At 51.7% G+C, this 23,368-nt stretch carries 15 protein-coding genes; 14 read left to right on the top strand and 1 reads right to left on the bottom strand.

Features of this window, described 5'->3' with window-relative positions; translation table 11 throughout:
• Position 1 precedes the first annotated feature (1 nt).
• A complete protein-coding gene (locus ACO0LL_RS01940; RefSeq protein WP_422949202.1) occupies positions 2–1,201 on the top strand; it encodes an acyltransferase family protein in 1,200 nt (399 codons plus the stop codon).
• Here the strand turns inward: ACO0LL_RS01940 and ACO0LL_RS01935 are convergent.
• On the bottom strand, positions 1,171–1,653 hold the full coding sequence (locus tag ACO0LL_RS01935; protein WP_422949201.1) for a DUF1348 family protein: 483 nt from the start codon (positions 1,651–1,653) through the stop codon (positions 1,171–1,173). The genes ACO0LL_RS01940 and ACO0LL_RS01935 overlap by 31 nt on opposite strands.
• A gap of 131 nt (positions 1,654–1,784) precedes the next feature.
• Between ACO0LL_RS01935 and ACO0LL_RS01930 the strand changes: the two genes are divergently transcribed.
• The 13 genes from ACO0LL_RS01930 (at position 1,785) to ACO0LL_RS01870 (ending at position 23,366) form a co-directional block, all read left to right on the top strand.
• Positions 1,785–2,684, top strand: a complete 900-nt coding sequence (locus tag ACO0LL_RS01930; protein ID WP_422949200.1) for a LysR family transcriptional regulator — start codon at positions 1,785–1,787, stop codon at positions 2,682–2,684.
• A gap of 279 nt (positions 2,685–2,963) precedes the next feature.
• Entirely contained in the window at positions 2,964–4,214 is a 1,251-nt protein-coding gene (locus ACO0LL_RS01925) for an ABC transporter substrate-binding protein (RefSeq protein WP_422949199.1), read from the top strand.
• Positions 4,215–4,249: 35 nt separating this feature from the next.
• The gene (locus tag ACO0LL_RS01920) at positions 4,250–5,152 is read left to right on the top strand and encodes a carbohydrate ABC transporter permease (protein ID WP_422949198.1); all 903 of its coding nucleotides are present in this window, start codon (positions 4,250–4,252) and stop codon (positions 5,150–5,152) included.
• Positions 5,149–6,018, top strand: coding sequence for a carbohydrate ABC transporter permease (locus ACO0LL_RS01915; RefSeq protein WP_422949197.1), 870 nt, complete (start codon positions 5,149–5,151; stop codon positions 6,016–6,018). Before ACO0LL_RS01920 ends, ACO0LL_RS01915 begins: the two co-directional genes overlap by 4 nt.
• Positions 6,019–6,052: 34 nt before the next feature.
• Entirely contained in the window at positions 6,053–7,114 is a 1,062-nt protein-coding gene (locus ACO0LL_RS01910) for an ABC transporter ATP-binding protein (RefSeq protein WP_422949196.1), read from the top strand.
• Between the two features lie 76 nt (positions 7,115–7,190).
• Entirely contained in the window at positions 7,191–8,222 is a 1,032-nt protein-coding gene (locus ACO0LL_RS01905; protein ID WP_422949327.1) for a LacI family DNA-binding transcriptional regulator, read from the top strand.
• 629 nt (positions 8,223–8,851) lie between these two features.
• Positions 8,852–10,306 (top strand): GH1 family beta-glucosidase, encoded by a 1,455-nt coding sequence (locus ACO0LL_RS01900; protein ID WP_422949195.1) that lies wholly within the window; start codon positions 8,852–8,854, stop codon positions 10,304–10,306.
• A 359-nt stretch (positions 10,307–10,665) separates the two neighbouring features.
• Entirely contained in the window at positions 10,666–13,365 is a 2,700-nt protein-coding gene (locus ACO0LL_RS01895) for a TonB-dependent receptor (RefSeq protein WP_422949194.1), read from the top strand.
• A gap of 75 nt (positions 13,366–13,440) precedes the next feature.
• On the top strand, positions 13,441–14,271 hold the full coding sequence (locus tag ACO0LL_RS01890) for a glycoside hydrolase family 16 protein (protein ID WP_422949193.1): 831 nt from the start codon (positions 13,441–13,443) through the stop codon (positions 14,269–14,271).
• A gap of 87 nt (positions 14,272–14,358) precedes the next feature.
• Positions 14,359–16,932, top strand: coding sequence for a glycoside hydrolase family 3 protein (locus ACO0LL_RS01885; RefSeq protein WP_422949192.1), 2,574 nt, complete (start codon positions 14,359–14,361; stop codon positions 16,930–16,932).
• Positions 16,932–17,939: a glucokinase gene (locus ACO0LL_RS01880; protein ID WP_422949191.1), complete on the top strand. Its 1,008-nt coding sequence runs from the start codon at positions 16,932–16,934 to the stop codon at positions 17,937–17,939. Before ACO0LL_RS01885 ends, ACO0LL_RS01880 begins: the two co-directional genes overlap by 1 nt.
• A 14-nt stretch (positions 17,940–17,953) precedes the next feature.
• Positions 17,954–19,255 (top strand): sugar MFS transporter, encoded by a 1,302-nt coding sequence (locus tag ACO0LL_RS01875; RefSeq protein WP_422949190.1) that lies wholly within the window; start codon positions 17,954–17,956, stop codon positions 19,253–19,255.
• Between the two features lie 493 nt (positions 19,256–19,748).
• Positions 19,749–23,366, top strand: coding sequence for an indolepyruvate ferredoxin oxidoreductase family protein (locus ACO0LL_RS01870; protein WP_422949189.1), 3,618 nt, complete (start codon positions 19,749–19,751; stop codon positions 23,364–23,366).
• Positions 23,367–23,368: the final 2 nt, after the last annotated feature.

The following is a 23,368-nucleotide window of genomic DNA, read 5'->3' as shown; positions in this document are numbered from 1 at the left end:
CATGTCAAATTCAAGCATTGCAGTGCCAGGTTTGCCTTCCCAGCGTTTATATTTTCTCGACTGGGTCAGGATCATCGCCTTCTTTCTGCTGATTCTGTATCACGTGGGCATGTACTATGTGGAATGGGGCTGGCATGTCAAAAGCCCGCATGCGAATAGCGCGATACAACCGCTGATGATGCTGACCAGCCCATGGCGTCTGAGCCTGCTGTTTTTTATCTCAGGTGTGGCATCTGCCTTCATGCTGGAAAAAATCGCCACCGGTAAATTCCTGCGCAGCCGCAGCCTGCGTCTTTTGCTGCCGTTGATCTTCGGCATGTTTGTGATCGTACCGCCGCAGGCTTATCTTGAAGTGGTAGAAAAACTCGCTTATGCAGGCAGCTACGGCGAATTCATGCAGCTCTACCTGCATCATTACCGCGGCTTTAAGATAGGGGGAGGTGTGCTGGATCTGCCCACCTGGAATCACCTGTGGTTTGTTGCTTACCTGTGGGTGTATAGTGTATTACTGTGGTTCTGGCTGGCTTTCAAACCTGCATGGTTCCAGGCTGCCCGCAACTGGCTGCAAAAGCAGATGAAGGGTTGGCGCATCCTGGTTTTGCCTGTTGCTTACCTGGCGCTGGTACGTATGGGTTTGTTCAGTTCTTACCCGCCGAATAATGGCCTGGTGGCTGACTGGTATAACCATGCCTGCTATTTGTTTATCTTTACATTCGGTGCCCTGATCGCCAATTCCCAGGCATTCTGGCAAGAGCTTGCCAGCATGCGCTGGCTGGCCCTCAGAATAGCTGCATGTGGCTGGTTGTTTTTGATTATCTATTTCAGCTTCGAATATGATGCAACACCACAGTGGTTCATCATGTTCCAGCGTTGCGTGTGGGTTTGCATGGCATGGTCAGCGATTATTGCAGCCTGTGGCTATGCGAAGCAGTACCTGAACTTTGACAGCCCGGCAAGGCGCTATCTGACGCAGGCAGTGTTTCCTGTGTATATCCTGCATCAGACTTACATCGTCATCATGGCGCATGGCATGAAACCGCTGGCCTTGCCTGCCTTGCCAGAAGGTATCCTGCTGGTGGCGCTGACAGCAGCGACTTGCTTCCTCAGTTACGAGATCATACGCCGGGTGTTTTTCCTGCGACCCCTGTTCGGACTCGATCTCGGTCTGACTTATAAACCAAGAGCACTGAGCCCGGGATGATCATCTGGCCTGCGACCCTGGGGCCAGTGGAATAAACGCTGATCTGCGCTGATGCGCAGATCATTGATGCTGGCAAATCGTTTATGCATTAGGCCATTGTCAGCAAATTCCCAGTTCTCATTGCCGTAAGAACGCGTCCAGTTATCCTCATGATCGCAACTCTCATAGGCAAAACGCACGGCAATGCGGTTCTCGCTAAATGCCCAGATTTCCTTGATGAGGCGGTATTCACGTTCAGCCGCCCACTTGCGCTGTAAAAATTCCCTGACCTGTTCACGTCCCTGTGGGAATTCATGGCGGTTGCGCCAGACGGTATCTACGGTATAAGCCAGTACCACCTTGTCAGGGTCGCGGGTGTTCCAGCCATCTTCTGCCATGCGTACTTTTTGTATTGCCGTCTCCAGCGTAAAGGGTGGCAAGGGTGGGCGTGCAATTTCCAATGACTTATCCATTTGTATTTGTCCTTAAGTAAATATCGTGAGTTGAGTTATCGATACTCAAATTTACGCAATATCGTTTGTCTCAAGAATAGCCATGATTTACAATTAATTATTGTAAATAGCGGAATAATCACCGGAGTGCCATGGACAAGCTGCATCTGATGACTGTATTTGTAGCCGTTGCCGAGGATGAGGGCTTTGCCGCTGCCGCCCGTCGTCTGGCCATGTCGCCGCCAGCAGTGACCCGCGCTATCGCATCGCTGGAGGCCAGGCTGGGCGTCAAGCTGCTGAATCGCAGCACCCGTTTTGTCAGAGTCACAGAAGCCGGCCAGCGCTATCTGGAAGATGCCCGCCGCATCATTGCCGATGTTGAGGCTGCCGATGAAGCCACGGCGGGCATCAATGCCGAGCCGCGTGGGCATCTGGCCGTCACTGCTCCCGTCATGTTTGGCAAAATGTTTGTCATGCCTGGTATCGTCGAATATTTGCAACGCTATCCGGCGATGGATGTGTCCGCACTTTTCCTTGACCGTGTCGTCAATTTACTGGAAGAAGGCATTGATGTCGGTGTGCGCATAGGCGAATTGCCAGATTCCAGCATGAAGGCAATAAGGGTAGGGCAGATACGCCGCCTGTTGTGTGCCTCGCCCGCTTATCTGCAAGCGCATGGTACGCCGGCCAGCCCGCATGAATTAAGCGGGCACAGCATCATTGCCGCCACGGGTGTCACACCCATGGTCGAATGGCGCTTTGCCCATGCAGGGCAGAATATGGCAATCAAGGTCAAGCCACGTCTCACGGTCAGCAGCAATGATGCGGCCATAGAAGCCAGCCTGGCAGGTCTGGGCATCAGCCGCCTGTTGTCTTACCAGGTGGGTAAGTATTTTGATGATGGGCAGCTATGCCGCATCATGCAGGCATACGAGACTGCCCCATTGCCCGTGCATGTAGTACACAGGGAAGGCCGCTATGCAAATGCCAAGGTCAGGAGTTTTGTCGATCTCATCGTTGCGCAGTTGCGTGCAGCCATGGTGCAGCATTGAATTCCTGGGGGAGATGTGTGATGAAAGCCAGTAGGGTTGCTTACCCTGTTGTTTTTCATATTGACAATATGTTGACACTGGAAAACCCAGGGTGTTATATTTTGCCTGGATTTATGGGAACGTTTCCAATTGTATTCAGCCGATGTGACTGGGCATGATGAGAGGCGGGAATTTCCATGTATGCAGTAACAGGTATAACGATAAAAAAACAGAAGAAAGCAGAAAAATTGCAGACCATGATCTGCCATCTGCACCCGTGGAAACTTAGGCGGAGACAAAATGTATAAAACCAATAAACCGGTGCTTGCCCTGTTGTTGGGTGGCCTGGGCGGCCTGGTAGCCGCGAGTATGTCCGCGCATGCCGCAGGGCCCAAAGCCGAAGTCATGCACTGGTGGACATCCGGTGGTGAATCGGCTGCTGTCGCCAAATTTGCCGATGCTTATCGTGCTGCAGGTGGCGTGTGGACAGATACTGCCATTGCCGGTGGTGACCAGGCGCGTTCCGTCGCCATCAACCGCATGGTAGGTGGTAACCCGCCCACTGCTGCGCAATTCAATATTTCCAGACAATTCCAGGATGTCGTTGAACAAGACATGCTCAATAATGTCGATGATGTCGCCGCCAAAGAGAACTGGGACAAGACCCTGCCAGAACCCATACGCAATGTCTTGAAGATCAAGGGACATTACTATGCCGTACCGGTGAATATCCACATGCCAGCCTGGATATGGTATTCAAAATCTGCATTCAAAAAAGCCGGCATAGACAAAGAACCAGTGACGCCAGATGAACTGTTTGCTGCTCTGGATAAACTCAAGGCAGCCGGCCTGATACCGCTGGCACATGGTGGCCAGGCCTGGCAAGAGACTATCGTCTTCATGGCCATGCTGGCCAATGTAGGTGGCAAGGATCTCTACCTGAGCGTGATGCGTGACCGTAATGTCACCGCCATGAATTCAGAAGCCTTTCGCAAGGTGTTGCTAAGCTTCAAGCGCTTGCGTTCCTATATTGATACAGCGTCACCTGGCCGCAACTGGAATGACACTACCGCCTTGCTCATCAAAGGCACGGCCGGCATGCAAATCATGGGTGACTGGGCTTTGGGTGAGTTCGTCGCGGCCAAACAAGTCGCTGGCCGCGAATATGGCTGCATGCCTGGACTGGGACCAAAAGCACCTTACCTGATACAGGGCGATGCCTTTGTTTTTCCAAAAACCAGCAATCCAGAAACCATCAAAGCGCAAAAGCTGCTGGCCAGCATTGTGGTGGCACCCGGACCGCAACTGGAGTTCAATAAACTCAAGGGTTCCATCCCCATACGTAATGATCTGGATGTGACGCAACTGAACCTGTGTGCCCAGATGGGTCTGGAAATCATGAAAGACAAAAGCCGCCATGCCGGCATAGGCGAAATTTATCTTACACCAGACCAGAACGGTGCTTTGACTGATGTGCTGACAGCCTATTGGAATACCAATATGGCAGTAGAAAAAGCGCAAAAGAATATCATCGCAGCATTGAAGAACTAAGTGCCCTACTGATACTCTGCCAAGCACCCTCATACATGCCAATCACTTCACCCAGCGCCAGATATAAAGGTAAGCTGCATACCAGGCTCATCCCTCATGCGGCATTGCTGCCCATGAGCCTGACCGTGGTATTTGGCTATCTGGCGACGCTGTTATGGACACTGAAAATATCGCTGAGCAGCTCGCGCACTCTGCCCGTCAATAACTTTGTCTGCCTCAGTCAATATGAGCGCTTGTTCGACAATGAACGCTGGCTCTTGTCACTGAATAACCTGGCTATTTATGGTGTACTGTTTATTCTGGCCTGCGTCATCATTGGTTTTTTGCTTGCCGTATTCATAGACCAGAATGTCACGGGTGAAGGCGTACTGCGCACCATCTTCCTGTATCCCTATGCCATGTCATTCGTCGCCACCGGCCTGGTGTGGCAATGGATGCTGACGCCGGGTGTGGGGATACAAGAAGGCATACGGCAACTGGGTTTCAAGGATTTTCAGTTTGACTGGATAGTCGATCAGGACATGGTGATCTATACCATCGTCATCGCGACCGTGTGGCAGGCTTCCGGCCTGGTCATGGCTATGCTGCTGGCGGGTTTGCGCGGCATAGATGAAGATATCTGGAAAGCTGCGCGCATGGATGGCATACCCGCATGGCGGGTTTATCTGTCCATCATCATCCCCATGCTGGCGCCTAATTTCGCCACCGTCTTTTTGTTGCTGTCAACGGCTGTCGTCAAACTGTTTGATGCGGTCGAAGCGATGACGCAGGGCGGCCCCGGCACTGCCAGCGAAGTACCAGCAAAATTCATCATGGACCATTTGTTTGGTCGCGCCAACCTGTCACTGGCATCTGCCGGTGCGATCATGATGCTGCTGCCCGTGCTGGCACTGTTGATACCCTATGCGTATGCAAGAGCGCGCAAGGGAAAAATATGAGGGCAAACATAAAACGCACATGGACGCCGGCACGCATAGGCATCTATGCCTTTTTGCTGACTGCGGCGGCGTTCTTTTTACTGCCGCTGTATATCATGTTGGTGACCTCTTTCAAATCGATGGAAGAAATTCGTCTGGGTAATATCTTTGCCTTGCCCATGCAAATGACGGTGGAACCATGGCGGCAAGCCTGGAGCACAGCCTGTACAGGCGTGGCCTGTGAAGGTATCAGTAGCGGCTTCTGGAACTCAGTGGCGATTACTTTACCCAGCACCGTGCTGGCGATTTTTCTGGGTGCGCTGAATGGCTATGCATTGTCATTCTGGCGGCCCCGTGGCTCACAACTCCTGTTTGGTATTTTGCTGGCGGGCGCTTTCATTCCTGTGCAAGTGATGATGTTCCCGCTGGTGCGGGTGCTGGCAGCCCTGAATATTTTCAGCACCCTGCCTGGCATCGTCCTTGTGCATGTGATCTTTGGCATGCCTATTATGACCCTGCTGTTTCGCAATTATTATCTGGGCATACCGCAAGAACTGTTTCATGCGGCACGCATAGACGGCGGTGGATTTTTCCGCATCTTTGTACAATTGATGCTCCCCATGTCCCTGCCCATGATAGTCGTGGCCGCCATCATGCAGGTCACAGGCGTGTGGAATGATTACATTCTCGGCCTGGTATTTGCGGGGCGTGAACATTTGCCGATGACGGCGCAACTGAATAACGTCATCAATACGACGACCGGTACCAGAATGTATAACGTCAACATGGCAGCAACCATATTGACGGCCTTGCTGCCGCTGGTTATCTATTTCATTTCAGGCCGCTGGTTTGTGCGTGGCATTGCCGCCGGTGCGGTCAAAGGTTAAAGATTAAGTTTAGGTTTAGGCTAAGGACGGGTGCATGGCATATGTAAGTCTCAAGAATCTGGGTATACAGCTGGGCGGACAAAAGATCATTGATCAACTGGATCTGGATGTGGAGGAGGGGGAGTTCCTGGTTTTGCTTGGGCCGTCCGGCTGCGGCAAATCAACCCTGTTGCACAGCATAGCTGGTCTCATCGATATCGCGGCAGGTAGTATAGAAATCGCAGGCAAGGATGTCAGCTATGCCGAACCCAGTGAGAGGCAGATAGGCATGGTGTTTCAATCCTATGCACTCTACCCGACCATGACGGTAGAAAAGAATATGTCTTTCGGCTTGCGCATCAATGGTGTCGCCAAACCAGAAATACAAGCCCGCATCACCAGAGTGGCAGAGATGCTGCAATTGCAGACACTGTTACAACGCAAACCAGCGCAACTATCCGGTGGGCAAAGGCAGAGGGTGGCGATAGGCCGTGCCCTGGTCAGGGAAGCCAGGGTGTTTTTGTTTGATGAGCCACTATCAAACCTGGATGCCAAGTTGCGTACAGAATTGCGCCGTGAACTCAAACTGCTGCATCAGAATCTTGGCTCTACCATGCTGTATGTGACGCATGATCAGGTAGAAGCCATGACCCTGGCCAGCCGTATTGTCGTCATGCGGGCTGGCAAGATACAGCAACTGGGTACGCCGTCTGAAGTATATGAGCGACCGGCAAACCTGTTTGTCGCAGGGTTCCTGGGTGCGCCAGCCATGAACTTTATTGCCGGCAAGTTCAATGAAAACAAGCAGTTTGTTAATGAAGTGATCAAGCTGGATTTATCGGCTTATGCGTCTCAGGCAACATCGCCAGTGCAGGATGTGATTTTGGGTATCAGGCCAGAATATATGCAGGTGCATGCAAATGGCGCATACAGCGGCGAACTCAGTCTGCTGGAGCCCATGGGTAATCATCAACTCTTATGGTTGACTATGGGTAAGCAGCAGTTGTGTTTGCTGGACCATGAGAACCGGCAGTTCAAGCTGGGCGAGACAGTGCGCTTTGATATTCACACCGACAGGGTTGCCCTGTTCGATGCAAAAACAGAGTCACGTTTGTGATTGAAGAAGATAATTCACGATAGTCGGGGCAAATTTTTAATATACTGGCCGGATGATAAATATGGAAAAGAATCAAGTGGCGACTATCAAGGATGTGGCCCGCCTGGCGGGTGTGGGATTGGGCACGGCTTCACGCGTTGTCAGCGGCAAAGGGTCGGTGTCTTTAAAGACGCAGGAGCGTGTGCGCAAGGCCATTGCTGAACTGGATTTTCGCCCCTCCCATGCGGCACGCAGCCTGCTGTCGGGCAATTCGCAAATGATAGGCGTGTATATCCCTGTGCTCAAGGGTACTTTTTACATGCCCATCCTGCAGTCTATCGATACAGAATTGCGCCTGGCTGGTTTGCACATGGTGGTCGCGTTCGGCGTTGGTATAGGTGATGAACGGCGGCAAGGTGTGGAGGGAATAGAATTTTTGATGGAACGTGGTTGCGATGGTCTCATCGTCATGAGCAATGTGTTGACGGATGAGGATTTTTCTATTCTCGGCCCAAAACGTGACCGTCTGGTGGTTTTGAATCACGATTCAAAAACCATCGCTGACCAGTGCTTTGCTGCTGACCATGTGCAAGGCGGTGTCATGGCTGCGCGCGCCCTGCTTGAATACAAGCATAAACATATCGCCGTCATCGCTGGTCCAGCGACCGCGCCGGATAATGTGGAACGCATTAATGGTTTCCTTGGTGAACTCAGTCATGCAGGACTTGACACAGGCAAGATGTGGATAGCCGAGAGTGATTTTTCACCCGAAGGTGGCTGGAATTGCGCCAAAGAATTATTGGAGTCAGGCCGTCCTTTCACCGCTCTGTTCTGCGCGAATGATGAAATGGCACTGGGGGCCTTGTCCTTCTTCCAGCAAGCTGGCATTTCCGTTCCCCATGATGTTTCGGTCATCGGTTACGATGACACCATGAGCGCAGCCTATGCTGCGCCGCCACTGACTTCCGTGCATATTCCCTGGCGCGATGTCACGCTCAGTGCATTGAATGAATTATTGAACCGTTGCTATGGTCTGAGAAGACCAGTCACACGTGATTACCCGATCAAGGTGACGATGCGCGCATCCCTGGCGAAACCTGCGCAGCAACGGAGCAAGGCTGGCTCATGATCGTGATGTTTATTTAATTTCAGAGTTCAGACAAAACAGCCAGAGTTCAGACAAAACAGCAGCAGAAAAATGTGTTTGAACATGTTTGAATGTGTTGAGCCCGCTTCAATTTATGGTGTGAAATTTTGTTGTAGAAATAGCGCAAATAAGTGTAAAAAGAATGAATGGGTTTCTTGACTATTCATTTTTTTTATGAAATTATGGAAACCTTTCCATGCAATTGAAAGCTGAATATTATTTCACCCGTATTTGGATAGCTGTGCCAAATATTGGTGAATGGTAGATGCTGAAATTCAGATAGTTTGCAGTCTCCAGGATAGTGGAGCCGCAATGCCTCGGTGATTTAATTTGGACTGATGCAAAGCGCACGCGGGGCATGGCTAAGGAATTCTGTGGATGCTGTAGATGTCCTGGCTAATGTTTGCAAATAGCCTGGGTATGCGGCGGACTAGTCAGCGCATTCACTTTGATCCATGGAGCAGACAGCAGTTGGTGGGGACGCAGGAAAGAGTTAGCGATAAGCGAATACAAAAATTCTGAGTAGCAAATACTCAAAATTTTTTAATCAGAATTGGAAAGCTTTCCAAATAATTTTAATTTGAATCAACTTTAGATTGAGCAAGCAAAATATGAGAAAAAATCTTCTTCATGCAGTTCCGTCACTTGCTACGCAGTTGCAGCGCACAGATTTTAACAGCGACTTTTTATGGGGTACGGCAACTTCTGCCTATCAGATAGAAGGCGCAGCAGCGACAGATGGCCGCGTTCCATCTATCTGGGATAGCTTTTGTGAGCAAGCAGGAACCATACGTGATGGCAGCAGCGGCGCGGTAGCCTCTGACCATTACCATCACTGGGCTGAAGACCTGGATATTGCTCAGAGCCTTGGCAGCAATGCTTACCGTTTCTCTATTTCCTGGCCACGCATATTTTCCGGGCCAGACAGCAAGCCAAATCCTGAAGGGCTGGCATTTTATTCGCGTCTGGTCGATGGCATGCTGGAACGCGGCCTGCAACCCTGGGCCACCCTGTATCACTGGGATTTGCCACAATACCTGCAAGACCAGGGTGGCTGGGCATCACGCGATACCGTACATGCCTTTGTCGAATTTGCCGATGTCATCACTGAACATCTGGGTGACAGGGTCAAGCACTGGATCACCCACAATGAACCATGGTGTACAGCCATGCTGGGTCATGCTGATGGCATCCATGCGCCGGGTATCAAGGACTTCAAGACAGCAATTCAGGTTTGCCATCATGTATTGCTGTCGCACGGCCTGGCAACACCCGTCATACGGGCCAATGTTGCGGATGCAAGAATAGGTCTGGCACTGAATCTGCATCCTATCTCTGCCGCAAGTGACAAGCCTGAGGATTTTGCCGCCGCTCGCCTGCATGATGGTTTGCGTAACCGCTGGTATCTCGATCCGCTGTATGGCCGTGGTTATCCTCAGGATGTCTGGCAGGCGCTGGGAGATTACGCCCCGGTGGTGTACGAGGGCGATCTGCAGGCCATGGCAGTTTCCACAGATTTTCTGGGTGTGAATTTCTACTTCCCTGAAATCATAGAACACGCACCCGGTGCTTCGCCACTGAACACGCGCCTGGTTGATGCGGTAGGTGTAGAGCGTACGGCATTCGGCTGGGAGATTGCACCAGAAGGCATGACCAGTTTGCTCAAGCGCATACAGGACGATTACCAGCCGCATGCCATGTACATTACTGAGAACGGCGCAACCTATGATGACCATGTTGATAATGACGGTCAGATCAGGGATGAATTGCGCCGCGATTATCTGATACGCCATCTGCTGGCTGTCAAAGAGGCAATACGCCTGGGTTGCCAGGTCAAAGGTTATTTCCTCTGGAGCTTGCTGGATAACTTCGAATGGGCAGAGGGCTGTTCGCGCAGATTCGGCATCGTATATGTCGATTTCATCACGCAAAAACGCACGCCAAAACTGAGTGCGCATTGGTACCGCGACTTCTTGCTGGAAACAGAAAAAGCAAAAGACGCAACGACCACAGCGAAGGCAGCAACTGCCGCAACGCAGCAAAGCCAGGAATCTTCGGCGGCATAAGAAGAAAAAAGACAGACCAGAAGACAGACAAAAAACAGACGCGATCAATATGCCTGCCATCTTGCAGAATAAAGTGGTCTGTAACCAAATTACATTTTCATTGACAAAAAGAAACGGGGGTATCACTATGTTTTTTCGATAAAATTGGAAACCTTCCCATTGAAAATATTTGATTGCGGATATTTCATCTTGGGTAATGCAGGACAGTGTTTTCAGCAATATATGTGCATGGCGCAAAGACGTCAGCCAAAACAAAAAATACCAGTAAGACGCGCATGCAAGATCATGTGCGGACCACGGCGACCGCTAGTGAGCTTCACTACCGTCAACCGATAACTGAAAAAAATATGGGAGACATGATGTTTCATCAAATAACCAAGCGTACCCTGATCAGCCTGGCTGTCGCCAGCGCCTGCGCGCAACTGACAACTTATGCATGGGCACAAGATCAGGAAAGCAGCAAAACGGCAGAAGTAGAAAGCAAGTCCAAAGCAAAAAAATCAGATGCAGATAAGTCTGAAGTACAAGAAATCACAGTTACCGCTACCCGCCGCGCCACCTCATTATTGAAAACACCATTGGCCGTCACCGCCTTCAGCCAGGAAAAACTGAGCAAGCAAGGTATCACCAATTTGTCTGGCATCTCTGGCGAATTGCCGAACGTGCAGATGGATGGTCAGGCCAATGACTCAGCAGTCAAGATTACTATACGCGGCATTACCGCCACCAACTTTACCGAGATTGGTGACCCCTCGGCTGGCCTGCATATTGATGGGCTGTATTCGCCGCGCCCACAAGGTGCGCAGGCCCTGATGTTTGACCTGGACCAGGTAGAAGTCCTGCGTGGTCCGCAAGGTACTTTGTTTGGCCGTAATTCGACTGCAGGCAGTATCAACATCATCCCGGCCAAGCCGGAATTTGGTTCTACCTACGGCAGCGCATCTTTTGAAACCGGCAGCCTGAATCTGCGCAATCTCAATGTCATACAGAATATTGCAGTCGGTGACAATCTGGCCCTGCGTGCTACCTTGATGAAAGTCACCAGGGACAGCCCGTTCAATCAGATGCAGGATTTCTCGGAAGCGAATATCCCGGCACTGGGCTGGAAGCCCGATGGCATACCTGACGTTACCCAGCGCTTCAACAGCAAAGTATCCAAGGCAGATGGCTACAACAACCAGAACCAGTGGGCAGGTCGTCTGGCAGCCAGGCTGAAAGTCAACAGTGACCTCGAATGGCAACTCGCGTATGAACATTTCCAGGATTCTGGCGCTGGCTACATAGGCATGCGAGATTGTGACCAGTCCGCTGGCACGCGCTGGGCCTGTGTGCGCGGTCAATATGATGTGCTCATCAATGTGCCAGGTAAAGTGGATATGTCGATAGACACGGTGCGCTCCAAAGCAATCTGGAACGTGAACAAGAATACCGCGCTGGAATATGGCTTCGTCTATGCGAACCAAAAACGCAGCCAGGTGCATGACGACGATGGCGGCGTCTCACCCTATGATTTTGAAGTCACAGGTCGCAATCCGGTAGATGGTAACTGGTCAGTTTGGCCTATCTCGGATAACCTCACGCGTACCCTGAATTCCAAATACCTGTCCACCGTCCATGAGCTGCAACTGAAGCAGAGCTTTGACAACTGGCAATATGTAGCTGGTGCATTCTGGATGCATGAAAAAAATGCCATCAATTTTGGCCAGGAACAGATGCACTATGGTCCCAATAATATCCCTATCAGCCAGTTCTACGCCCAGCCTGACCGTCAGATAGATTCCAAAGCCCTGTTCGCACAGGCTGACTGGAAGTTTACTCCGGTCTGGACAGCGACCGTAGGCGCACGCTACACACGCGATACCAAGACCGACGTTGGTGGTATGAACTATGGTGGCAATAGCTGGGGCGGTCAAAGCTATGGCTACTACAATGGCCTGTTTGACTATGGCACCCCGGGTACTGACAGTTACCGCACACCTAACGGCAACCAGATCACGCCGCAAATGGGTACACTGGGTGGTGCAGCCGCCTACGCAGGTTATGGTCCTGGTACCAATAATGACCATAGCGACAGCTGGAGCAAAGGCACTTACCGCCTTGGTCTGCAGGCACAGTTGACACCAAGCGATATGGTGTATGCAGCTTTGGCAACCGGTTATAAGTCGGGCGGTTTTGGTGATCGTACCAACAAGTGCGGCCAGACTACCTGCGTGTATGGTGACAACAAAAAAGAGCAGATCACCTACCTGACCTATAAGCCAGAAACTGTCACCAATTTTGAATTGGGTTACAAAGGCAAATTGCTGGATAACCGTCTGGCCTTGTCCGTGGTCCTGTTCGCTATGCAGTACAAGGACATGCAGCAGACTGGCAGCAACTTCCTGGCCAAGGTCACTACGCCAGACAACCTGCCTTGTCCTTCATGGGCACCAACTTGTGATGTGGCAACCGCGTGGCAAACCGTCAACGTTGCCAAGGTCAATTTGTCAGGTATAGAAACTGAGTGGGATTATCGTCCATGGCCGGGTGCCAAACTCGGCGGCTTCTTCAGTTACCTGAAAAGCGTGATCCATGATTATGATTCTTATGATGATGGCTATGCCTGTGACCAACGTGCAGAGTTTGGCGCTGTCCCTTGCCCAGCAGTTTATCTGGGTACTGATGACAGATTGCGTGGTCGCCGTGCCTATAACCTCGAAGGCAATCAAATGCCGAATGCACCCAAGTTCACCTTTGGCATGAACTTCTCGCAAGAGTTTGCACTCGACAATGGTTACACGCTGACGCCATGGATAGGGATGCGTTGGCAAGATAAGGTGTATTTTGATTTGCGCAATTTCGATAACGCCCATATCGGTCTGACGCAAAAAGCTTATGCCAAAGGCGATTTGTCATTGAAGCTGGTAGCGCCAAACGACAAATGGTTTGTTGAAGCCTACGTACGTAACTTCAGCGATGCCAAGGCCAAGACCAATGGCTGGAATGCAGGTGGTGGAAAAATGGGAGCGAGTTATATAGACCAGCGCTCTTTTGGCATCAAGGTAGGTGCAAGCTATTAAGCAATGAAGACCTGATGGATGCATGCATCATCCATCAGGTTTTTTGATTTTGTAATGAGCAAAACGGCAGACAGCATGAAAAAACAGATATCTTTGCCAGCATGTTTGACTTACCTGAGTTTATTGCTGCTCACCGCTTGCGGGGGCAGCAGCAATCTCGTGCAAACCCAAGTCGCGCCCAATTTGCAGCATGGCTGGGAACTGGTCTGGGCCGATGAATTTGCAGCTGACAAACTGGACTTACAGAGCTGGCAGATAGAAACCGGCGGGCATGGTTGGGGTAATCATGAACTGGAAAACTACACAGCCCGAAAGGAAAATCTCCGGTTGGAAAATGGCATGCTGGTTATCGAAGCCAGGCAAGAAAAATTTGCTGGCAGTGACTACACCTCGGCACGTATCAAGACCGCTGGTTTGCGTGAATTCACTTATGGCCGTTTCGAGGCACGTATCAAGATACCCGCAGGCCAGGGTGTCTGGCCTGCATTCTGGCTACTGGGTGCAGAGGCTAGTGCTGCTGGCTGGCCAGAGCGCGGCGAAATCGACATCATGGAAAACATAGGCAAGGAAGCAGCGACCAGCTACGCTACCCTGCATGGGCCGGGCTATTATGGCGCCACTGGTTTTGGTGGTTCAAAAAAACTCGCGCAGGGCAAACTGGCTGATGACTTTCACATTTATTCCGTCGAGTGGGATGCGACGCAGATACGCTGGTATCTTGATGGTCAGCTATATCATCAGGCCAGCCCCGCGAACGTGCCGGGCAAGTGGGTATTTGACCATGGATTTTTCATCATCCTGAATCTCGCCATAGGTGGTGAATGGCCTGGCGCGCCAGATGCAAATACCAGGTTCCCGCAACAGATGCTGGTAGATTATGTGCGCGTATATAAAAGAAAAACATGAACGCAAAAATTCGACGTATAAACTAAGTACCATCAATAAAGAGACAAAAGCGAATCAGCAGATTCCTTCCATAATAAAGAGCACACCATGATGAAATTGAAGCATAAGAGCATACAGATCAGTTCTGCCATCCTGCTGGCATATGGAGCAAGCCACGCGTTTGCGGCAGACACGGCAAACCAGTACGGACCGGGCAAGATGCCGGACAAGAATTTGGCAGCGTGGCCGCAAGTCCAGAGCGTCATCAGCAAAGACCCTGCCATCGAAGCAAAGCTTGCTGCCATCGTTGCAGGCATGACGCTGGAACAAAAAATAGGCCAGATGACGCAACCAGAAATCAAGGCTATTACACCGGATGATGTACGCCGCTATTACCTGGGCTCGGTCCTGAATGGCGGCGGCAGCTGGCCAGACCGCAATAACAAGCATGGTACGGCGGCTGACTGGGTCGCGCTGGCAGATAAATATTATGAAGCTTCGATGGCGACTGACATGGCAGTCAAAGTGCCCGTGGTCTGGGGCATAGATGCGATACATGGTAATAGCAATGTATATGGCGCTACCCTGTTCCCGCATAATATCGGTCTGGGTGCTGCGCACAATCCGCAACTGGCGGCGCAGATAGGCCGCTCCATGGGCAAGTCTGTGCGTGCCACCGGCATCGCCTGGGTGTTTGGCCCTACGCTGGCGGTAGTGCGTGATGACAGATGGGGGCGCACTTATGAAAGTTTTTCTGAAGACGGTGCACTGGTGCGCCAGTATGCGGGTGAATATGTCAAAGGCTTGCAGGGCTCCTTCATGGATGATGGCAATGTCATTGCCACTGCCAAGCATTTCATGGGCGATGGCGGTACTGACCAGGGCAAGGACAGGGGTGTGAATCTATCTACCAATGCGCAGATGCTCAATACACATGGGCAAGGCTATCTGACAGCACTGGCAGCAGGCGCGCAAACCGTCATGGCATCCTACAATAGCTGGAACGATAAAGCCTCAGGCGCAGATTACGGCAAAATGCACGGCAGCAAGGCGCTGCTGACAGATGTACTTAAAACAAAAATGGGCTTTGATGGTTTTATCGTCACTGACTGGAATGGCATAGCAGAAGTACCCGGCTGCCGCAATGACAGTTGCGCGCAAGCGATCAATGCCGGTATAGACATGGTCATGGTACCGGATGACTGGAAGGCTTTCATCAGCAACACCATAGCCCAGGTCAAGTCTGGCGAAATACCCATGAGCAGGATAGATGATGCAGTGACCCGCATCATCCGTGTCAAATTACGCACAGGCCTGTTCGGCAAAAAACCTTCTGACAATAGCTATGCTGGCAAGCAGGATGCCCTGCAAGACCGCGAGCTGGCCAGACAGGCCGTGCGTGAATCCCTGGTCTTGTTGAAGAACGATGGCGCGACTTTGCCACTGGCACGCAACAAGAAAATCTTGGTGGTTGGCAAGACTGCTGACGATATCTCCAACCAGACTGGTGGCTGGTCACTGACCTGGCAGGGTACGGATAACAAGAATGCAGACTTCCCGAATGCTGACTCGATACTGACAGGTATCAAGGCTGCCGTCGGTGATGCCAATGTTGAGTTCAGTGCAGATGCCAAGGGCGTAGATGTCAGCCGCTTTGATGCCGTGATTGCCGTCATCGGTGAAACACCATACGCAGAAATGTATGGCGATATTGGCCCCTCTGGTAATTTGCGTCATAGCAGCCGCTACCCGGAAGACCTGGCAGTGCTGCAAGCAGTGTCTGGCAAGGGCAAGCCGGTAGTAACCTTGTTTGTCTCTGGCCGCCCGCTGTACGTCAATGATCTGTTGAACCTGTCTGACAGCTTTGTCGCCGCCTGGTTGCCAGGTTCAGAAGGCAAGGGCGTGGCCGATGTCTTGTTTCGTGCTACAGATGGCAAAGTGGCGCATGACTTCAAGGGCACGCTGTCATTCTCGTGGCCCAAGTCTGTATGCCAGGCCAGCCTGAATTTTGATGATGCGAATTACTCGCCTTTGTTCAAGCTCGGCTATGGTCTCAATTATTCCAGCAAGACAAAAATAGGAAAGCTCGATAGCAAATACCCATCCGGTGGTTGCGGCGTGACAAATGCATACCCAGTATTCAATCAGGCTGACCGTGCGACTTATCCTCTGTATGTTGTCAGTGGCAATGAGCAGCAGGCAGTGGGATCAGACCTGAACCGTGTATTGAATATGAAAGGTATCAGCGTACAAACCTCACAAGTGAATAGCCAACAAGATGCCAAGCTCGTGAGCTGGAGTGGTGCAGCGCGCGTGGAAGCCCGCGCGGCGCAAGGCAAAGCCATACCTGCCTTCGCCACCAAAGATGGTGCATTGAGTTTTGACACTATCGTGGCTACTGCACCTGCAGGCACGGTCAGTTTGTCCATGCACTGTGGTAATCACTGCAGCGCCAGTGTGGATGTGACCGAAGCCTTCAAACGCCTGGCTGGCAAAAAAGAAAAACAGACTATCAAAGTTCCCTTGTCCTGTTTCACGACCAAAGGCGTCAAGCTCAATAGCGTGGATGTGCCATTCAGCATCAGCAGTACAGCCGCTTTCAGCGCTGCCTTCACGAATATACAGATAGTCGGTGGCGCAGCCAAAGAACCGGACGCCTTGAATTGCGCAGAGCTGAAATGATGTCTAGTCAGAAGATTAATCCGATTTACCCGCGCCTGCTGGCCGATATAGGCGGCACTAATGCCCGCTTTGCGCTGGAAACCGCAGAGCGTCAGTTTGAGGCAGTCAGCGTGCTGGCTTGCGCTGACTATCCTGGCTTGCCTGATGCGATAAAAAGCTATCTCGCCAGCGACGCGGTCAGGCAAGTACAGATCCGGCATGAAGCACGTATAACAGGTATAAAAAACGCCGCCATCGCTATCGCCAACCCCATCGATGGCGATAGCGTACGCATGACCAATCATCACTGGAGTTTTTCCATCTCTGCTGTGCGTGCGCAACTCGATTTCAGCAGTCTGCTCGTCATCAATGATTTCACGGCACTCGCGATGGCCTTGCCTTATCTTGACGCCAGCCAGTTGCAAAGAATTGGTGGTGGTGCGGAGATGCCGGGTGGCACCATAGGTTTGATCGGTGCTGGAACTGGGCTGGGTGTGTCCGGCATTATCCCTGCTGGTAATTCCTGGGCAGCTTTGTCCAGTGAAGGCGGGCATGCCAGCTTTGCACCAGCCAACCGTGAAGAAATGCGCATATTGGAAGCGCTGTGGCAACAATATGAACATGTCTCGGCAGAACGCCTGTTGTCAGGCAAGGGGCTGGAATTGATCTGTACTGTCATCTCTGGCAAAACGATGGATGCCGCAGATATCACGCGCCGCGCACTTGATGGCAGTTGCGCAGATTGCCTGCGCACGGTTGAGCATTTCTGCGCCATTCTGGGCAGTATGGCAGGCAATGTCGCGCTGACCCTTGGGGCGACTGGCGGCATGTATATAGGTGGGGGCATCGTCCCCAGGCTGGGTCGCTTGTTTGCTGCCTCGACGTTTCGTCAGCGTTTTGAAGCCAAGGGGCGGCTCAGCAGTTTTCTGGCGCAGATACCGACTTATCTGATCACTGAAGAATATCCAGCCTTTCTCGGTGTATCAGCCATGCTGGCAGATCATCTTGGCAAGCAAGAAAAAATTTAATAAGGAGCTACATCTTGGAAACTTCATTACCGACAACCGCTGCCGTCACATCTGACGGCAATGCCAGAAGCCAGACCAGCTCTCTCGTCATCGTGACGATTTTGTTTTTCATGTGGGGTTTTCTGACTTCACTCAATGATGTGCTGATCCCGCATCTGAAATCAATTTACACACTCAGTTATGTGCAGGCGACATTGGTACAGTTTTGTTTTTTTGGTGCCTACTTTATTGTGTCCCTGCCTGCCGGTATGCTGATCAAAAAAATTGGTTATCAGCATGGCGCAGTGACTGGCCTTGTCATTGCCGCCACTGGTTGCGCCATGTTTTATCCTGCATCCATGGGCAGCTATGCACTGTTCTTACTGGCTTTTTTTGTACTGGCATCTGGCATCACGATTTTGCAAGTTGCTGCCAATCCCTATGTCACGGTATTGGGGGAAGCAAAAACAGCCTCCAGCCGTCTAACCTTGACGCAAGCTTTCAATTCCCTGGGTACCACGGTAGCGCCTATCCTCGGCGGCATATTGATTTTGTCTGGTGCTGCATTGACAGCGGTAGAAATTAATCAATTGCCCGCAGCAGAGCAAATCACTTATCGTGCCAGCGCCGGTGCCGCGGTGCAAATGCCCTATCTGATGCTGGCGGGTGCATTGCTGCTACTGGCAGTCTTGTTCGCCTTTGCCCGCCTGCCTAAGATTACACATGCAGAAGAAAGCAATACCAATGTCAACAGCGTCAGCAGCACCAGGACATCGGTGTTGTCGCACGGCCATCTTCTCATGGGGGCAATTGGTATATTTTTATATGTCGGTGGCGAAGTCAGCATAGGCAGTTTCCTCATCAATTTCCTCGGTGAGGCAGATGTGGGTGCATTGCCACCTGCGGTCGCTGCGCACTATGTGAGTTTTTACTGGGGTGGTGCCATGGTCGGGCGTTTCATTGGCTTTGCCGTCATGCGCAAGGTCAGCCCGGGCAAGACCCTGGCATTTAATTCTGCCGCTGCCATCATCCTGATCCTGACGGCCATCTATAGCCATGGCACATTGGCGATGTGGGCGATACTGGCGGTGGGCTTGTGCAACTCCATTATGTTCCCGACCATCTTCAGCATGGCCCTGAACAAGCTTGGGCCTTTGACAGGTCAGGGCTCCGGCATTTTGTGCATGGCCATCGTCGGCGGTGCCTTGGTGCCTTTCCTGCAAGGCTATCTGGCTGACAGCATAGGCTTGCATGCGTCTTTCTATGTGCCTGCGGCCTGCTATACCTTCATCCTGTATTTCGGCATACGTTATGCAGGCATGTATTCCAGCAAATAGGTGGAAGTAAAACTCAGTCTGGTTTTTTCTTCGTTACAGGAGATTGCGGGAGCTACATGCTCCCGCTTTTTTTGTTCACAATTTTTTTCCCGCAATGTAAGAGCTATCATTTTTTATGATACCCCTATTTTAATTCCATATTTTCCACAAGCGCGTATTCCACCTACACTGTGAACACAGCAGATTTCAAAGGAAGTCGAAGAAGCGCTGCAGCGAAATTTCGAAAGCTTCTTTTGATGTCTCTTTGATCCGGATAAAAGGAAATGCAGACGCTGTCAGCCGTATTTGATGTAGTTTTGACGTAGTCAAATGCGACAGACGTAATGTCTTGACATCGAATTTTGTCCAGGATTCGAATAAAATGGTAGTTATCACTACCAACGCAACGAGAGCCTATCTCTGATACCTCGCTATAGGCTACGAGCAAAATTGTGTCTTACCGGATACAACGCATGCTCTTTGCGATCTAAATCACAAATTTTGGAGCCACCTTATGTCATCCGACACCACCATGGAGTCTGCTGGACTCTCGTCCCTTGCCAGAGCAGGCAATAGAAATCAAGAAGCATCCAGTGATGCGCTTGAAGCCAGCCAGATCACCAGCCCCCCGCAATTGAATGATGTGCAACTTGACGATAAATATACGTCGAATAGCGGCACGATCTTTTTGTCAGGCATACAAGCCCTGGTAAGACTGCCGATGATGCAGCGCCAGCGCGACTTGGCTGCGGGCTTGAATACGGCGGGATTTATTTCCGGCTATCGCGGCTCTCCGCTGGGTGGTCTGGATGAAACATTGTGGAAAACCAAAAAACTGCTGGAGCAAAACCATGTGCAGTTCGTGCCTGGCGTTAATGAAGACCTGGCAGCGACTGCAGTATGGGGCTCGCAAACGGTAGACCTGATAGGCCCGGCCAAATACGATGGTGTATTTGGCATGTGGTATGGCAAAGGCCCTGGCGTAGACCGTAGTGCTGACGTCTTCAAACACATGAACCATGCTGGCACATCCAAACACGGTGGTGTCCTGCTGGTGGCCGGTGATGACCATGGTGCCTACTCTTCGACGCTGCCGCATCAGTCTGACCATATTTTCTCTGCCTGCATGATCCCGATGCTGTACCCCAGCAATGTGCAGGAATACCTGGACCTGGGCTTGCATGCCTGGGCCATGTCGCGCTTCTCTGGCTGTGCAGTCGGCTTCAAGGCGCTGGCAGATACCGTGGAATCGACCTCGTCGGTCGATGCTGACCCTTTCCGCCTGCAAATCAAGATACCGCAAGATTTTGTCATGCCTGAAGGTGGCCTGAACACGCGTTTGTCTCTGGATACCCTGGGCATACAGGCACGCAAGCAGGAAGCCCTGATGCAGGATTACAAAATCTATGCAGCCCTGGCGTATGCCCGCATCAATAAACTCAATCATGTCACCATAGACAGCCCGACGGCACGTCTGGGTATCGTGGCGTCCGGAAAGTCTTACCTCGACGTGCTGGAAGCGCTAGAAGAACTGGGTATAGATGAAAAATTTGCTGCCGAGATAGGCATACGCCTGTTCAAGGTATCCATGCCCTGGCCACTTGAGCCGGATGGCGTGCGCGAATTCGCCCAGGGTCTCGATGAAATTCTGGTCGTTGAAGAAAAACGCCAGATGGTCGAGTACCAGCTCAAGGAACAACTATATAACTGGCGCGACGATGTACGCCCGCGCGTCATTGGCAAGTTCGATGAAAAAGGCGAATGGGTACATCCGCGTGGTGAATGGTTGCTGACTTCGAAGGCTGACTTTTCGGTAGCGCAAATTGCCCGCGTGATTTCTTCCCGCATCGCCCGCTTCCATACCAGCGATCTGATCAAGGCACGCCTGGCATTTTTGGAAGCCAAGGATGTCGTGCTCAGCAAGCAGGTCAATACACCTGCACGCCCGGCTTACTATTGCTCAGGTTGCCCGCACAATACTTCGACCAAGGTGCCAGAAGGCAGCCTGGCACTGGCAGGCATAGGTTGCCACGTCATGGCGACCGCGATTTACCCCGAATTCAATAAGCTGACTACCCACATGGGTGGTGAAGGTGCACCGTGGATAGGCCAGGCCGCATTCTCGACTTTGCCGCATGTGTTCCAGAACCTCGGTGACGGTACTTACTTCCATTCCGGTTATCTGGCAATACGCGCAGCCGTGGCTGCCAAGGTCAATATCACCTACAAGATTTTGTATAACGATGCAGTGGCGATGACGGGCGGACAACCCGTCGATGGCATTATCAGCGTACCGATGATGGCGCAGCAAATGGCAGCAGAAGGTGTCAAGCGCATCGCCCTGGTGACTGAGGATTTGTCACGTTACACAGACCGCTCCAACCTGCCCAGCTTTTTAACTCTGCATGACCGCAAGGATATGGATGCGGTGCAACGTGAATTGCGCGACATCCCTGGCGCGACCGTTCTTATTTACGACCAGACCTGTGCTGCAGAAAAACGTCGTCGTCGCAAAAAAGGTGAATTCCCTGACCCTAACCAGCGCATGTTCATCAATGAAGCAGTTTGTGAAGGCTGTGGCGACTGTGGCGTGCAATCCAACTGTACGTCCATCATGCCGGTGGAAACAGAATTTGGCCGCAAGCGCAGCATAGACCAGTCGTCTTGCAACAAGGATTATTCCTGCGTCAAGGGTTTCTGCCCGAGCTTTGTCACGGTAGAAGGCGGCAAGCTGGTCAAGTCCAAGACTGGCACGGCAAAGACTGATGATTTCGGCGCGCTTCCAGAGCCACAATTGCCAGCCTGTGAAAGCTCTTACAACATCCTGTTGAACGGCATAGGCGGCACAGGTGTGATCACGGTCGGTGCCTTGCTGGGCATGGCCGCGCATCTGGAAGGCAAGGGTGCATCAGTACTAGACATGACGGGCATGTCGCAAAAAAATGGCTCGGTGACTTCGCACATACGCATAGTCAATCAGGCTGGCAAATTGCGTGCACAACGTATAGCAACGGGCGAAGCTGATCTGATTTTGGGCTGCGATATCCTGACCGCTGGTGCACATGATGCCATTTCCAAAATGCGTGCAGACCGTACCCGTGCCGTCATCAATACTCATGAACAACCGACCGGCCCGTTCGCCAGGAACCCTGACTGGCAATTCCCGCTGGAGTCAGTTGAACACCTGATTTCTGAATCAGTCGGTGGTAATGTTGATTTCATCAATGCCACCAAACTGGCAACCGCTTTGATGGGCGATTCCATCGCCACCAATCTGTTCATGCTCGGTTTTGCTTATCAAAAGGGTGCGATACCGGTATCTGAAACCGCCTTGCTGCGCGCCATTGAACTGAATGGCGTTGCTATAGACGCCAACAAGAAAGCCTTCCTCTGGGGCCGCCGTGCTGCGGTGGATTTTGCCCGCGTAGAAAAAATCGCCATCCCCGGCCAGCCTGTCGTCATCCAGATGCCGCAAAGCCTGGATACGCTCGTCAAGCGCCGCATTGCGGTATTGACGGATTACCAGAACGCCGCTTACGCCCAACAATATGCGGACCTGGTTGACAAGGTGCGCAAGGCTGAATCTGCATTGAATGCCGGTAACAAGTTCAGCATGGCAGTCGCCAAATATGCGTTCAAACTCATGGCCTACAAGGATGAGTATGAAGTCGCACGCCTGTACACCAATGGCGATTTCACGGCAAAACTGAAGCAACAGTTTGAAGGCGACTTCAGCCTGAAATTCAATCTGGCTCCACCTATCTTCTCGAAGAAAGACGGACAAGGTCATCTGGTCAAAGCGCAATATGGTTCCTGGGTCTGGCAGGCATTCAAGCTGCTGGCCAAGCTCAAGGGCTTGCGTGGTACGGCACTGGATATTTTTGGCCGCACAGAAGAACGCAAGGCCGAGCGCGCCCTCATTGTTGAATACACTGCCCTGATGGAAAAGCTGGCCGCTGGTTTGAATGCAGATAATCTGGAACAAGCCATTGCTCTCGCGAGTCTGCCTGAAAAGATACGCGGTTACGGCCATGTCAAAGAAAAGGCGATGCAGGCGTATCATGCTGAGAAAGCAGTTTTGCTGAATCCGCAAATACCTGTGGTGATCAAGGAAGTGTCACGCGTAGCGTGAAC

This window comes from Undibacterium sp. TC4M20W (assembly GCF_049340245.1).
Lineage (GTDB): Bacteria > Pseudomonadota > Gammaproteobacteria > Burkholderiales > Burkholderiaceae_D > Undibacterium.
This window is presented reverse-complemented; position numbering and strand designations above follow the sequence as displayed.

Excerpts from the sequence above, each read along its gene's own strand:
- ACO0LL_RS01940 (WP_422949202.1), top strand. The coding sequence starts at position 2 with ATGTCAAATTCAAGCATTGCAGTGCCAGGTTTGCCTTCCCAGCGTTTA.
- ACO0LL_RS01935 (WP_422949201.1), bottom strand. The coding sequence starts at position 1,653 with ATGGATAAGTCATTGGAAATTGCACGCCCACCCTTGCCACCCTTTACG.
- ACO0LL_RS01930 (WP_422949200.1), top strand. The coding sequence starts at position 1,785 with ATGGACAAGCTGCATCTGATGACTGTATTTGTAGCCGTTGCCGAGGAT.
- ACO0LL_RS01925 (WP_422949199.1), top strand. The coding sequence starts at position 2,964 with ATGTATAAAACCAATAAACCGGTGCTTGCCCTGTTGTTGGGTGGCCTG.
- ACO0LL_RS01920 (WP_422949198.1), top strand. The coding sequence starts at position 4,250 with ATGCCAATCACTTCACCCAGCGCCAGATATAAAGGTAAGCTGCATACC.
- ACO0LL_RS01915 (WP_422949197.1), top strand. The coding sequence starts at position 5,149 with ATGAGGGCAAACATAAAACGCACATGGACGCCGGCACGCATAGGCATC.
- ACO0LL_RS01910 (WP_422949196.1), top strand. The coding sequence starts at position 6,053 with ATGGCATATGTAAGTCTCAAGAATCTGGGTATACAGCTGGGCGGACAA.
- ACO0LL_RS01900 (WP_422949195.1), top strand. The coding sequence starts at position 8,852 with ATGAGAAAAAATCTTCTTCATGCAGTTCCGTCACTTGCTACGCAGTTG.
- ACO0LL_RS01895 (WP_422949194.1), top strand. The coding sequence starts at position 10,666 with ATGTTTCATCAAATAACCAAGCGTACCCTGATCAGCCTGGCTGTCGCC.
- ACO0LL_RS01890 (WP_422949193.1), top strand. The coding sequence starts at position 13,441 with ATGAAAAAACAGATATCTTTGCCAGCATGTTTGACTTACCTGAGTTTA.
- ACO0LL_RS01885 (WP_422949192.1), top strand. The coding sequence starts at position 14,359 with ATGATGAAATTGAAGCATAAGAGCATACAGATCAGTTCTGCCATCCTG.
- ACO0LL_RS01880 (WP_422949191.1), top strand. The coding sequence starts at position 16,932 with ATGTCTAGTCAGAAGATTAATCCGATTTACCCGCGCCTGCTGGCCGAT.
- ACO0LL_RS01870 (WP_422949189.1), top strand. The coding sequence starts at position 19,749 with ATGTCATCCGACACCACCATGGAGTCTGCTGGACTCTCGTCCCTTGCC.